Origin of the sequence: Pseudomonas sp. CROZ-RG-20F-R04-15 (assembly GCF_022662375.1) — a bacterium.
Lineage (GTDB): Bacteria > Pseudomonadota > Gammaproteobacteria > Pseudomonadales > Pseudomonadaceae > Aquipseudomonas.
Genome location: NZ_JAKNQL010000006.1, coordinates 167,456 through 180,909 on the forward strand (window position 1 = coordinate 167,456; position 13,454 = coordinate 180,909).

Below are 13,454 nucleotides of genomic sequence, written 5' to 3' on the forward strand. Positions count from 1 at the left end.
TTGTTCTGAATTTCGAACTGGCTGCGAATCCGGTTTTGCTGTTAAAAAACCGGCTCTGCCTTCCACCGTTCGGAGAACAGCGTTCATGAGCCAATGGCCAGACACCCGCATTCTTGATCTGCTCGGCATTGAGCTGCCGATCATTCAGGGCCCGATGGCCGGTGCGACGAATTCGTCGATGGTCATCGCCGTGTGCAATGCCGGCGGCCTGGGTTCGATGCCGGCGGCGATGCTGAGCATCGAGCAATTGCGCGAAGAGCTGAAAACCATTCGCCAACACACCGACAAGCCCTTCAACGTGAACTTCTTCTGCCATCAGCCACCGGCGGCCGATGAGCAACGCGCGCGTGAATGGAAGCATCTGCTGGAACCGTATTACCGCGAACTGGGCGCCGATTTCGACGCACCGACACCAGTGTCCAATCGAGCGCCGTTCGATGCGGCAGCCTGCGCAGTGCTGGAGGAATTTCGGCCTGAGGTCGTGAGTTTTCACTTCGGTCTGCCAGAGCAATCCTTGCTCGATCGGGTCAAGGCAACCGGGGCTAAAATTCTCTCCTCGGCCACCACTGTCGATGAAGCGATCTGGCTGGAACAGCACGGCTGCGACGCGATTATCGCCATGGGCTACGAGGCCGGCGGCCATCGGGGCATGTTTCTCAGTGAAGAACTGAGCAGTCAGGTGGGTACGTTTGCCTTGGTGCCCCAAGTGGTCGACGCGGTGAACGTACCGGTGATTGCCGCCGGCGCCATTGCCGATGCGCGAGGCGTAGCGGCGGCGTTCGTATTGGGCGCTTCGGCAGTACAGGTCGGCACGGCCTATCTGTTCACGCCAGAAGCGAAAGTCAGCGCCGCTCACCACAAGGCACTGCGCACGGCCAAGGAAAGCGAAACGGCGATCACCAATATCTTCACCGGGCGGCCAGCGCGGGGTATTCTCAACCGCGTCATGCGTGACCTCGGCCCGATGTCATCGAAGGCACCAGCATTTCCCTTGGCCGGCGGTGCGTTAATGCCGCTACGAGCGATCGACGAGGCCGGGTTTGCCAACCTCTGGGCGGGACAGGCATTCACCCTCGGCAAGGACTTGAGTAGCGCAGAACTAACCCGGCAATTGGCCCAAGGTGCATTGGCAAAACTCACTCGTCAGTGACGCTATACAGAGTGAGGATTCAAGCATCCTCACTCTTGATTTCAAGCAACACTTCCTGTTTGGCGGCATTTCGCTATATATTTCGCTATATAGCGAATTCACCCCTCGCATCGGCGCAGTCCACTTCCAACAATAGCTGCGCTCTGCACTAGCCAACCACGGAGCTGTTACATGACCATTCGTGCCTCACGTTTTGCCCCTACCTGCCTGGCCTCTTTACTCGCGGTCTTCACCGTCGGCGCTGTACAGGCCGATGAAGTGCAGGTGGCAGTTGCGGCTAACTTCACCGCACCGATCCAGGCCATCGCCGCCGATTTCGAAAAAGACACCGGGCACAAACTGGTCGCAGCGTACGGCGCCACTGGCCAGTTCTACACCCAGATCAAGAACGGCGCGCCGTTCGAAGTGTTCCTTTCCGCTGACGACACCACCCCGGAAAAGCTCGAAAAAGAAGGCGATACCGTCAAAGGTTCGCGCTTCACCTACGCCATCGGCACGCTGGCGCTGTGGTCAGCGAAAGAAGGTTATGTCGATGGGAAAGGCGAGGTTCTGAAAAAGAACGAGTACCAGCACCTGTCCATCGCCAACCCGAAAGCAGCGCCATACGGCCTGGCCGCCACGCAAGTGCTGGAAAAACTCAAACTGACCGAGGCCACCAAAGCCAAGATCGTCGAAGGCCAGAACATCACTCAGGCTTACCAGTTCGTCTCGACCGGCAATGCGGAGCTGGGTTTTGTCGCCCTGTCGCAGATCTACAAGGACGGCAAGGTCAGCAGCGGTTCGGCGTGGATCGTCCCAGCTGATATGCACGACCCGATCAAACAGGACGCCGTCATTCTGAACAAAGGCAAGGACAACGCCGCCGCCAAGGCACTGGTTGAATACCTCAAAGGCCCGAAAGCCGCTGCGGTGATCAAGTCCTACGGTTACCAGCTCTAAATGTCGCTGACGAGTGCCGATTTCGCGGCGATCTGGCTGACCCTGAAACTGGCGTCCCTGACCACCGCAATCCTGTTGGTTGTCGGCACTCCGATTGCCCTGTGGTTGTCGCGCACCCGTTCGTGGCTGCGCGGCCCGATCGGGGCGATCGTCGCCCTGCCCCTCGTACTGCCACCGACCGTGATCGGTTTCTATCTGTTGCTGATGATGGGCCCGCACGGGTTTCTCGGCCAATTCACTCAATGGCTGGGCTTGGGCACCCTGACCTTCAGCTTCACCGGGCTGGTGATCGGTTCGGTGATCTATTCCATGCCGTTCGTGGTGCAACCGTTGCAAAACGCGTTCTCGGCGATCGGCACCCGTCCACTGGAAGTGGCCGCAACCTTGCGCGCCAATCCGTGGGACACTTTTTTCAGCGTGATTCTGCCGCTGGCCCGCCCCGGTTTTATCACCGCGGCGATCCTCGGCTTCGCGCATACCGTCGGTGAGTTCGGCGTGGTGCTGATGATCGGCGGCAACATTCCCGACAAGACTCGCGTGGTTTCCGTGCAAATCTACGACCACGTCGAAGCAATGGAATACGCGCAGGCCCACTGGTTGGCCGGAGCGATGTTGGTGTTCTCGTTTCTGGTGTTGCTGGCGCTGTATTCCAGCCGCAAGACCCGTGCAGGCTGGAGCTGATCGATGATCGATGTACGTCTGAACAGGGTCTATCCGGGCTTCAGCCTCGATGTCGATCTGAACCTGCCGGGCCGTGGCGTGACCGCGCTTTATGGGCACTCGGGCTCCGGCAAAACCACCTGCCTGCGCTGCATCGCCGGACTTGAGCGCGCCGAACAAGGATTCGTTCAGATCAACGACGAAGTCTGGCAGGACAGCGAAAACGGCATTTTCGTCCCGCCACACAAACGTGCGCTCGGCTATGTGTTTCAAGAGGCCAGCCTGTTCCCGCATCTGTCGGTGCTGGCCAATCTGCAATTTGGCCTCAAGCGCATTGCCAAATCCCAGCGCCGGGTAGACATGGCACAGGCCAGCGAACTCTTGGGCATCGGTCATTTGCTCGAACGCCATCCGCAACATTTGTCGGGCGGTGAACGCCAGCGTGTCGGTATCGCCCGAGCGTTGCTGACCAGCCCGAAACTGTTGCTGATGGACGAACCGCTGGCGGCCCTCGACAGCCAGCGCAAAAGTGAAATCCTGCCTTACCTGCAGCGCCTGCATGACGAACTGGACATTCCCGTGCTGTACGTCAGCCATGCGCAGGACGAAGTCGCGCGGCTGGCCGATCACCTGGTGTTGCTCAGCGAAGGCAAAGCGCTGGCCAGCGGCCCGATCGGCGAAACCCTCGCGCGCCTGGACCTGCCGATGGCGATGGGCGATGACGCCGGCGTGATCATTGAAGGCCAGGTCAGCGCTTACGACGCCGACTATCAATTGCTGAGCCTGCAACTACCGGCCACCGAGATGAGCATCCGCGTCACCCACGCGCCGATGGCACTGGGTCAGGCCTTGCGCTGCAAAGTGCACGCGCGCGATATCAGCCTGACCCTGCAGAACAGTGAATTCAGCAGCATTCTCAATCGACTGCCGGTCACGGTGGTCAGTGAGCAATCGGCCGACAACGCTGCCCACGTGCTGATTCGTCTCGATGCGGGCGGCACCCCGCTGCTCGCACGCATCACCCGGTATTCCAAAGATCAATTGGGCGTGCACCCGGGCCAGCGATTGTGGGCGCAGATCAAAGCGGTCGCGGTCCTCGCCTGAATCATTCGGCACGACGGCCACGGCGTGCGGTCAATGGTTTTACAGACCGCCGCGCCACCGAAGGAAACCGCCATGCCCGACACCGCGCTGATTGCCGAACTGCCCTCCGATCTGCATTACGTCGATGACACCCAGCCCGGTATTACCCGCAAGAAACTGCGCGGCAAGTTCAGCTATTTCAAACCGTCTGGCGAGCGCATCAGCGACCCAGATGAAATCAAACGCATCAATGCGCTCGCCGTGCCGCCGGCTTATACCGATGTGTGGATCTGCGCCGACCCGTGCGGCCACTTGCAGGCCACCGGCCGTGATGCCCGTGGCCGCAAGCAATATCGCTATCACCCGCGCTGGCGCGAAGTGCGCGATGCCGACAAGTATTCACGCCTGCGCGAGTTCGGTCTGGCGCTGCCGAAATTGCGCAAACAACTGGAGGCGTTGCTGGCCGCGCCCGGTTTCAGTCGCGACAAGGTCATGGCCACGGTAATCACCCTGCTCGACGCCACACTGATTCGCGTCGGCAACACGCAATACGCCCGCGACAATCGCTCCTATGGCCTGACCACCCTGCGCAGTCGACATGTCGAGGTCAACGGCAGCGCAATCCTGTTCCAGTTTCGCGGCAAGAGCGGCATCGAACATCAGATCACCGTCAAGGACCGGCGCCTGGCGCGCATCATCAAGCGTTGTCTGGAAATTCCCGGGCAGAACCTGTTCCAGTATCTGGATGAAAACGGCGAGCGCCACACCGTCAGCTCTTCCGACGTCAACAGTTACCTGCAAACCCTCACCGGCGCCGACTTCACCGCCAAGGACTATCGCACCTGGGCCGGCAGCGCTTTGGCGTTGGCGGTATTGCGCGAGTTGCAATGGGAGTCCGAGACCGAAGCCAAGCGGCACGTGGTCGAGATGGTCAAAGGCGTCGCCAGGCAGCTGGGCAACACGCCGGCGGTTTGCCGAAAGTGCTACATCCACCCTGCTGTGGTGGAAAAATTCATGCTCGGCGCGCTTGCCGAACTGCCGCGTCCGCGTGTGCGCAAGGGCTTGCGGGCCGAGGAAGTCGCATTGGCAATGTTTCTCGAGCGAATGAGCGAAATGACCGACGCACCTTGATCCGCTGCGCAGCGTCATCTAGGCTAGCGACCTTCCCCTCCTCCGGACGACCGCAGAAGTGAACAACGCAGCCTTCTAAAAATGCAATCGCGACACGCCGCTCTCGGCGCTTGTCAGTTTTCACGACATTTTTGGAGGTGCCGATGACTCACGTCTCGCGTACAGCCGCACTCGTTTCCCTGAATCAACTGGGTTTTCAGTTCGCCAATGGCGTAACGCTATTCGAAGCCCTGAACCTGAATTTCGATGGTCAACCGACCGCTATTGTCGGGCGCAATGGCGTCGGCAAAAGTGTGCTCGCACGCTTGATTGCCGGGCAGTTGCAGCCTGATTTCGGCAGCGTGGCACGTTCAGCGTCCGCGCACTATGTCGCGCAAACCTTCGTCACCACACCTGGACAAACCGTAGCTGACGCGACAGGAACAGCTCCGGTGATCCGCGCACTGCAACGACTGAAACAGGGTCGTGCAACAGCCGAAGATTTCGACCTTATCGACGAACGCTGGGATCTGGCGGAGCGCTTGCGTCAAATGCTTGATGAGGCCGGGCTGACCGATATCACCGCGACGGATCTGACCGACAATCTCAGCGGCGGCCAGCAAGCCAGAATCGCCTTGATCGGTGCGCTGCTGAGTCAGGCGCAATTGCTCGTCCTCGACGAACCCACCAATCACCTCGACACTGCCGGTCGACAGTGGCTGATGAGCTCGCTCGATCGCTGGCGTGGCGGACTGATCGTTGTCAGTCATGACCGGCAATTGCTGGAGCAGATGCAGCGAATCGTCGAACTGACGCCGCTGGGGGCTACAGTTTTCAGCGGCAGGTTTTCGGAGTTCACCGAGCAACGTCGAGTACATCAACAAGCAGCGCAGGCGCAACTCGATCAGGCCCGCACCGAACGTCAGCGCGAACGTACGCGACTGCAACACGAGCACGACACCATTCAGCGCCATGCAGCCAGCAGCCGTCGCAACGCACAAACCGCTAACGTCTCTGGCTTCGAACGGGCTGCGCTGAAAGCGGCCGCGCGAGACATCATGGGCCACGTAAAGGTCGGCCATCAGGCACGCAAATCCGATCTGGATGAGCGCGTGCGTGAGGCGTACGAAAACGTATTGCCGGACGACGGCGTGCTGATCAATCTGCCGGGCAGTGCAGTTCCCGATAATCGTCGAGTGTGCACACTGATCGACGCGTGCCTGCCATGGTTGCCGGCCGATGCGCCCACCACCCGGCTTGACCTCACCATTCAGGGACCGCTGCGCATCGCAGTCAGCGGACACAACGGTTGTGGCAAATCAACGCTATTGAAATTGTTGGCGGGTGAATGGACGCCAGTCAGTGGCGAGTGCATCACGCATGTGCCTTTTGCCTTTCTCGATCAACAGCTGAAACTGCTGGATGACCACACTTCTATTGTCGATCAATTGCAGGCACAGCAAACACCCCTGAGCGAAGGCACCTTGCGCAGTTACCTCGCGCAATTACAACTGGACGCACAACGCGCCACGCGGCCATGCGCCTCGCTCAGTGGTGGCGAACGCTTGAAAGCCGCCCTCGCGTTGGCGCTGTGGCGCCAGACACCCGCACAATTGCTGCTGCTGGATGAGCCTACCAATCATCTTGATCTGGCTTGCGTGGAAGCTTTCGAGAAAGCCTTGCAGACGTTTCCCGGAGCAATTGTCGCGGTTTCCCACGATCAGGCGTTTCTGCGGGCACTGAACCCAAGCCATCATTTGATCTGGCTCCGCGAAGGCTGGCGCTGGCAACCGACGAGCTGAGCTGTGTATTTTTTGCACGATTGCCGAGGGCTTCTATAGTTGATCTGACACGAATCAGCTGCGGTGACGCCATGGAAGACATTTTCGTCGTGAAGCGTTGCAACAAGATCATTATTCACGGTCGACGCGCCGGTGACAGCCAGCATGATCCAGCCGAAGCGCTTAGCTGGTTTCGCATCTGCGATACGCGAACTGACGGCTTCATCGGCGATGGCTACGACGCGGAAGAGGACGCACGACGTGAATGCAAACGCCTCAACGCAGCCAGTTCCCTATCACCGGCCCGCGAATCGTCCGGCTGATGCCGATCAGAACCGGGTCTATACTGAAACCAGCTGAAGGAGCAGCGCCCCACGGCAGAAGGCTCGCAACACGCGGGCTTTTTGCTGCAGCTCAGGTTTCATAGAACGGAGGTGTTCCATGTCCGAAAAAGAGTCCATCACCACCCTCCTCACCCTGCTCGACGCCCGGCAAGCGCGCCTTGCGGCCGCCTGCAAAGAGATTGCCGACTGGGTCGATCATCAAGGCGGGCATCCAACCGCTCTGCGCATTCGTGACCGGCTGAGTGACATCGAGAAGGATGCTCCGCTGATTCGCAATACGCTGTCGGCGCTCAAGCCTGTCGATCGGCCACTGCCTCGGTTCAGATGACGCCGATCGCACCAAGGCTTCTTCAGAGTTTGCCTCCCCTGCGGTGACACATGGGTCACCGCACGCTTGTCTGCCCGCCATATTCTTTTCCGGCGACGGCACTTTTCACAGAACGACCGCAACTGCGCGCCAACAGTGGAATCACTCCTTTGCACCGCAACATCGCTCTCACCCGCCCGCATGCGGGTGTTTTTTTTGCCTGCGACCCAGTGCCGAACGGTGTGGTCCATGAGTTGTCACAACTCATACACGTCGCAAAGGAGACGGTTTATGGTTATCCATTTCAACGTCGACGGGCATCTGGCCTGTGGGCACAAAGGCAAACAACTCGCGGCAAGCCGTGAGCTCAACCGCGTGAAGTGCCGCAGCTGCCGCAATACCGATGCCTACAAGCAGGCACGAAAGGATCAGCGTAACGCTGCCCGCAGAATGTCTCGTCAAGGCAAAGCCACGCACAGCGCAACAGACTGGCGCGCAGAATGGATCGATCGGCTGACAGCAATGGCCGGTCTTCAGCGCTTGCCTCGAGGTTTTAGCGGCCAGGCATTTGTTTAGCACTTAGTAAAAAGCAGGCACAAAAAAGCCTGCATGAGAAAACTCATGCAGGCTTTTGATATTCATGGTGCCCGAAGCCGGAATCGAACCGGCACGCCCTTACGAGCGGGGGATTTTAAGTCCCATGCGTCTACCAGTTTCGCCATTCGGGCGGTAGCGCGGTGCTGCTGTCTTCCGCTACAAAGAAGCAATCCAACCTTGAGCAGCAGAGCGGGAAATATATACATCACTTCCCGGTGAAGCAAGTTCGCAATGGCCGTATTTCAAGACTAAATCTTGCAGCGCAGTGCAAATAAAAAAGCTCCGTAAATCATGGATCTACGGAGCTTGTTTATAGTGGAGGCCGAGGTCGGAATCGAACCGGCGTAGGTGGATTTGCAATCCACTGCATAACCATTTTGCTACTCGGCCTCAAAACATTTGTTATCAGTAGCTCAACAACAAATGCGTTTTAAACTTGGAGCGGGAAACGAGACTCGAACTCGCGACCCCGACCTTGGCAAGGTCGTGCTCTACCAACTGAGCTATTCCCGCTTGGTGATGCGCATTCTATAGAATTAAGAAGCTCCGTCAACCCCTTGATTCAAAAAAGTTTTATTTCTTTTCAACATCGGTCTTCAGGTGCGGCCAGGCGGCGCGAAGGTATTGAACCATCGACCACAACGTCAGGCCGGCAGAGACCATCAGCAAGGCGTAACCCAGAACGACCCAGAAGCTGAAGTCCTTCGGGTTGGCCAACAGAATCACCAGTGCGAGCATCTGCGCTGCGGTTTTCCATTTGCCGAGATTCGAAACGGCTACGTGGGCACGGGCGCCGAGTTCGGCCATCCACTCACGCAAGGCCGACACCACAATCTCGCGACCGATGATGACAGCCGCTGGCAAGGTGAGCCAGAGATTGCCATGTTCCTGGACCAGCAGCACCAGTGCCACTGCGACCATGAGTTTGTCAGCGACTGGGTCGAGAAACGCTCCGAACGGAGTGCTTTGCTCCAGACGACGGGCCAGATAACCATCCAGCCAGTCCGTCGCTGCCGCAAAGGCAAACACCGAAGCGGACGCCATGTAACTCCACTGATAAGGCAGATAAAACAGCAAAATGAAGATCGGGATAAGCAGGACGCGTAGAACGGTAATCAGATTAGGGATATTCATCGGCACAACTGGCTACGAGGTGAAGGGGCATTCTACTCGCTATGCAGGTTCGCATAAATCGACTCTGCGAGCTTTTTACTGATCCCCGGGGCTTTGGCGATCTCTTCGATGCTTGCACGAGACAGCTCCTGCAATCCACCAAAATGTTTCAACAAATCGCGACGTCGGGTCGGCCCGACACCCGCAACGCCTTCCAGAGTTGACGTACGGCGGGTTTTGCCACGACGGGCGCGATGTCCTGTGATAGCGAAGCGATGGGCCTCATCGCGGATCTGTTGAATCAGGTGCAGCGCGGGCGAGTCGCCACGCAAGGTGAACTCATGCGCCGCATCATTTAGATACAACGTTTCGAAGCCGGCCTTGCGCGTCGCGCCCTTGGCAACGCCCAGCAGGATCAGGTCGGGCACAGCCAGCTCGTTGAGAACATCCCGGGCCATCGACAGTTGGCCCTTGCCACCGTCCACCAGCAAGATGTCCGGCAACTTGCCCTCGCCTTCCTTGAGTTTGCTGAAGCGTCGCGTCAGGGCCTGATGCATGGCGGCATAGTCGTCACCGGCCGTGACCCCTTCGATGTTGTAGCGTCGGTAGTCCGACTTGATCGCACCTTCAGGGCCGAATACCACACAGGACGCAACCGTCGCTTCACCGCTGGAATGACTGATGTCGTAGCATTCCAGACGTTGCGGCGGCTCATCCAGGTTCAGTACTTCGGCCAGCGCCTCAAACCGTGCTGCGGTGTGTTGACGGTTGGCCAGACGAGCGCCCAATGCCTGCTCGGCGTTGGTCACGGCCAGTTGTTGCCAGCGCGCACGCGTGCCACGCACCCGATGACTGATGGCCAATTCGCGGCCCCGCAACTCATGGATCGCTTCGATCAGCGTCGGGAAATCCTCGTGCACCACGTTGACGATCAGTTCGCTGGGCAAATCGCGCTCAGGGCTGCTGATGAAATACTGGCCAAGAAACGCTGCCATGACTTCCGACACGTCTTCTTCGATCCCGACTTGCGGGAAGAAATTCTTGCTGCCCAGCACGCGCCCACCACGCACACTGATCAAATGCACGCAGGCACCGCCCGGGTTGACGAATGCCGCGATGACATCGATATCCCCCGTGCCGCCTTCCATGCTTTGTTGATCCTGGACCCGACGCAACAGTGCGATCTGATCACGCAACTCGGCAGCCCGCTCGAACTCCAGGTTGATCGCCGCCTCTTCCATCGCCGTCGACAGTTCGTTGGTCAGCGCATGACTGCGGCCCTCAAGGAACATGACCGAGTGGCGCACGTCTTCGGCATAAACCTCCGGCTCGACCAGACCAACGCACGGCGCTTTGCAGCGCTTGATCTGATACTGCAGGCATGGCCGGGTACGGTTCTTGTAGTAGCTGTCTTCACACTGGCGAACGAAGAAAGTCTTTTGCAGCAGACTCAGGCTCTCACGGATGGCGCCAGCGCTTGGATAGGGACCGAAATATTTGCCTTTGGCTTTTTTCGCTCCACGATGAATGCTCAAACGCGGAAACTGGCCATCGGACAGAAACACATAGGGGTAGGATTTGTCGTCGCGCAACAGAATGTTGTACGGCGGCCGCCATTCCTTGATCAGGGTTTGTTCAAGCAACAGCGCTTCGGTTTCGTTGGCGGTGATGGTCGTTTCGACCTGGGCAATGCGCCCGACCAATGCAGCAGTTTTAGGCGCCAGACCGGTTTTGCGAAAGTAGCTGGCCAAACGCTTTTTGAGGTTCTTGGCCTTGCCCACGTACAACAGGCGTGCATCGCTGTCGAACATGCGATAGACACCAGGGCGCCCGCTGACTGTCGACAGAAACGCGCCGGAATCGAATGTTTCAGTCATGATCAGAGGCTGGCATCAACCATACCGTGACGAACCGCCAACAGTGTCAACTCGACGTCGCTGCTGATCGAAAGCTTCTCGAAAATACGGTAGCGATAGGTGTTCACGGTTTTCGGCGACAGGCACAACTTGTCGGAAATGATCTGTACCTTCTGACAGCCGACAATCATCAAGGCGATTTGAATTTCCCGCTCGGACAAGGCATCGAAGGGAGAGTCGTTGGACGGCTGGAAGGACTTGATCGCCAATTGCTGGGCAATCTGCGGGCTGATATAGCGTTGACCGGCAAACACCAGGCGAATGGCCTGGACCATTTCCGGCAATCCGGCACCCTTGGTCAGATAACCTGCAGCGCCTGCCTGCAGCAAGCGTGTCGGGAAGGGATCCTCTTCACACACCGTAACTGCGACGACCTTGATATCCGGATGGCTGCGCAACAGTTTGCGCGTGGCTTCCAGGCCGCCGATGCCAGGCATCTTGACGTCCATCAGCACCACATCGGGTTTCAACTCTCGGGCCTTGATCAGGGACTCTTCCCCGGATTCGGCCTGGCCAACCACCTGCAAGCCATCGATATCGGCCAGCATACGTGTAATGCCTGTACGAACGAGATCATGGTCATCGACCACTAGCACCCTAATCAAGCAGACACCTCGCGATATGGTCATATTGGGATGCCGGACACCTTAGCAAAAAGTGCCACGCAGACCTAGCAGAATGCGTCATTTAAAAAGTTTCAATTCATCATTGAGGGCTTGCCGGCCGTGGCTTTCAGAGCACACGTGTACTGATATCAAGCTGCATTCGCAGAAAACACTCGTCCGCACCCTGAACCTGTAGTCCTTTTCTTTCATACAAGTGCCTTGCCGGATTATTCTCGAATACGGTCAGGCGCAAAGCCGGGCGTGTTTCTTTGCGGGCCATGCCGATAACCTGATCGATCGCCCAGGAACCCGCACCTCGCCCCTGAAACGCTTCAGCAATCTGCAATTCACGAATGTACAGCGCGCGCATGTCCCGGCTGAGACTGAAAAAACCAACGACCACATCCCCCTGCACTATCAGCCAGTTCTGCCGCCCCGACCATGCCACGTCAAACGCTTCGTCCTGCCATAACAGGTCATGGCGAATGTAATAGCGCAACATGTTCTGACAGGTGAGATCGCGGGCAAACGCCAGATCCTCCGGCCCCGCCTCTCGGAGCTGGAATGTCATGGGACGCTCGCTACAGGAACAACCCGTCCTTGCCACACACTATCGATACGCTGAGCCACGACCAGAAGGTCGCCCGCCCCCGGAGCTGCGACGATCAGTGAACCGTCTTCCGACCAGATACCACTGCGCCCTGCGGATTGCCAACCACCCGTCAGTCCACCGTGATTGGCCATCAACACAGCCATCGTGTGTTGCCGGGCGTAGCCCTGAAGTATTGCTGTGTCGACCGCGTAACCTTTTTCGCTGATCAATACGCCGGCCGCGTACAAGCCTGCGCCCTGATCTGCGGCCGCCGCGGCATGGCTGGCATGTGAGAAATCGGCGCACACTGCCAGCGCGACCACTTCGCCGCCGATGTTCAGTGTCGGCCCGCCGAGACCGGGTGCAAAAACCAATTCCTCCCCCGCGTGCAAGTGCTGCTTGCTGTAAACCCCGAGCGAACCATCAGCCCCCAGAACCAGCGCACCAATACACACCGAATCACTGCCTTCCAGCCGAATCGGCATGCCGACTACGGCAGTGATCCTCAGCTCTCGGGCCAAATCCCTGAGAGATTGCAGCACGGCATCTTGCGGTTCGATCGCCAAAGCTGCGGCTGTTTCTCCTTCATAGCCAGTCAGCGACAACTCAGGGAAAACCAGCAACTCAACACCCTGCTGCGCTGCTGCCTCAAGGACGCGGCAATGCCGGGCAATGTTCCCGGGAAGGTCACCGGCAACGGAAATGCTCTGGGCTGCGGCAATGGTCAATGTCGACACGGTTCATCCTTGCTAATCAATCGAAGCGCAGAGTGTCACCACTCTTGCGTGCCCCTAGCAATAGGCGTTTTGTTGACTGTGCGATAGCAATTTCTGATTGCTGCGGCATATCGGCCTCTAGTAAGCTCGGCCCATTCACCGGAGACAGACCATGTTCAACGCCCTTTCACAGCTTCGTACCGCCAGCGCCTTGCGCTCGGTTGCGGCTGCCCGGGCGAATGACGTTTGCGCTCCGGTCAGCTTTTATTTTGGGTATTGGTTTAGCCACTGGCGCGCCTGATACCCAAACGGCGCCCATGAAAACGGGTCGCCTACCAGAGAATTCTCAACCCCCGGTCGGCCTCCCGACCGGGGGTTTTGTTTTTTCAGCCCCATACTTTTTCCGCAACACACCAGACACTTTGAGGATTCACGACATGAACTACGCCACTTATTACCGTTACGACAGCTCCAGCGCTTGGCGATTTACCAGCTTCCGCTCGGGACAGCCTGCCGCCTCCGATCGGTCACCTAAAGGTGG

General features: G+C 58.3%; 14 protein-coding genes and 3 tRNA genes. 9 read left to right on the forward strand and 8 right to left on the reverse strand.

Translation table 11 applies throughout. The features are described 5' to 3' along the window. Nucleotides 1–85: 85 nt before the first annotated feature. The 9 genes from L8H52_RS11785 to L8H52_RS11825 all read left to right on the forward strand — a co-directional run bounded on the left by L8H52_RS11785 (nucleotide 86) and on the right by L8H52_RS11825 (nucleotide 7,950). A complete protein-coding gene (locus L8H52_RS11785) occupies nucleotides 86–1,150 on the forward strand; it encodes a nitronate monooxygenase (RefSeq protein WP_242207180.1) in 1,065 nt (354 codons plus the stop codon). Nucleotides 1,151–1,321: 171 nt separating this feature from the next. Continuing rightward, nucleotides 1,322–2,089, forward strand: a complete 768-nt coding sequence (gene modA, locus L8H52_RS11790; protein ID WP_242207181.1) for a molybdate ABC transporter substrate-binding protein — start codon at nucleotides 1,322–1,324, stop codon at nucleotides 2,087–2,089. After that, on the forward strand, nucleotides 2,090–2,770 hold the full coding sequence (modB, locus tag L8H52_RS11795; RefSeq protein ID WP_103307181.1) for a molybdate ABC transporter permease subunit: 681 nt from the start codon (nucleotides 2,090–2,092) through the stop codon (nucleotides 2,768–2,770). A 3-nt stretch (nucleotides 2,771–2,773) separates the two neighbouring features. Continuing rightward, entirely contained in the window at nucleotides 2,774–3,853 is a 1,080-nt protein-coding gene (gene modC, locus L8H52_RS11800; RefSeq protein WP_242207182.1) for a molybdenum ABC transporter ATP-binding protein, read from the forward strand. A gap of 72 nt (nucleotides 3,854–3,925) precedes the next feature. Then, complete coding sequence (locus tag L8H52_RS11805; protein WP_242207280.1) at nucleotides 3,926–4,963, forward strand: DNA topoisomerase IB; 1,038 nt, start codon at nucleotides 3,926–3,928, stop codon at nucleotides 4,961–4,963. Nucleotides 4,964–5,106: 143 nt separating this feature from the next. Beyond that, nucleotides 5,107–6,744 carry an ATP-binding cassette domain-containing protein gene (locus L8H52_RS11810; protein ID WP_242207183.1) on the forward strand — a complete coding sequence of 546 codons (1,638 nt, stop codon included), beginning with the start codon at nucleotides 5,107–5,109 and terminating at the stop codon, nucleotides 6,742–6,744. A 71-nt stretch (nucleotides 6,745–6,815) separates the two neighbouring features. Then, the gene (locus L8H52_RS11815) at nucleotides 6,816–7,046 is read left to right on the forward strand and encodes a hypothetical protein (protein WP_242207184.1); all 231 of its coding nucleotides are present in this window, start codon (nucleotides 6,816–6,818) and stop codon (nucleotides 7,044–7,046) included. 118 nt (nucleotides 7,047–7,164) lie between these two features. Then, nucleotides 7,165–7,395 (forward strand): hypothetical protein, encoded by a 231-nt coding sequence (locus L8H52_RS11820; RefSeq protein ID WP_242207185.1) that lies wholly within the window; start codon nucleotides 7,165–7,167, stop codon nucleotides 7,393–7,395. A 270-nt stretch (nucleotides 7,396–7,665) separates the two neighbouring features. Then, entirely contained in the window at nucleotides 7,666–7,950 is a 285-nt protein-coding gene (locus L8H52_RS11825; protein WP_242207186.1) for a hypothetical protein, read from the forward strand. 65 nt (nucleotides 7,951–8,015) lie between these two features. On the opposite strand, the gene L8H52_RS11830 is transcribed toward L8H52_RS11825, so the two are convergent. From L8H52_RS11830 to L8H52_RS11865, 8 genes are all read right to left on the reverse strand, one after another. Continuing rightward, nucleotides 8,016–8,102 (reverse strand) — tRNA-Leu (locus L8H52_RS11830). A gap of 185 nt (nucleotides 8,103–8,287) precedes the next feature. Further along, a tRNA-Cys gene (locus tag L8H52_RS11835) sits at nucleotides 8,288–8,361 on the reverse strand. A gap of 47 nt (nucleotides 8,362–8,408) precedes the next feature. Beyond that, a tRNA-Gly gene (locus L8H52_RS11840) sits at nucleotides 8,409–8,484 on the reverse strand. 60 nt (nucleotides 8,485–8,544) lie between these two features. Beyond that, on the reverse strand, nucleotides 8,545–9,105 hold the full coding sequence (pgsA, locus tag L8H52_RS11845) for a CDP-diacylglycerol--glycerol-3-phosphate 3-phosphatidyltransferase (RefSeq protein ID WP_016984200.1): 561 nt from the start codon (nucleotides 9,103–9,105) through the stop codon (nucleotides 8,545–8,547). Between the two features lie 32 nt (nucleotides 9,106–9,137). Then, nucleotides 9,138–10,961: an excinuclease ABC subunit UvrC gene (gene uvrC / locus L8H52_RS11850; protein ID WP_127927157.1), complete on the reverse strand. Its 1,824-nt coding sequence runs from the start codon at nucleotides 10,959–10,961 to the stop codon at nucleotides 9,138–9,140. A gap of 2 nt (nucleotides 10,962–10,963) precedes the next feature. Continuing rightward, complete coding sequence (gene uvrY / locus L8H52_RS11855) at nucleotides 10,964–11,605, reverse strand: UvrY/SirA/GacA family response regulator transcription factor (RefSeq protein WP_016984198.1); 642 nt, start codon at nucleotides 11,603–11,605, stop codon at nucleotides 10,964–10,966. A 127-nt stretch (nucleotides 11,606–11,732) separates the two neighbouring features. Beyond that, the gene (locus L8H52_RS11860) at nucleotides 11,733–12,176 is read right to left on the reverse strand and encodes a GNAT family N-acetyltransferase (protein WP_242207187.1); all 444 of its coding nucleotides are present in this window, start codon (nucleotides 12,174–12,176) and stop codon (nucleotides 11,733–11,735) included. Next, a complete protein-coding gene (locus L8H52_RS11865) occupies nucleotides 12,173–12,934 on the reverse strand; it encodes a carbon-nitrogen hydrolase family protein (RefSeq protein WP_242207188.1) in 762 nt (253 codons plus the stop codon). Before L8H52_RS11865 ends, L8H52_RS11860 begins: the two co-directional genes overlap by 4 nt. Nucleotides 12,935–13,454 lie beyond the last annotated feature (520 nt).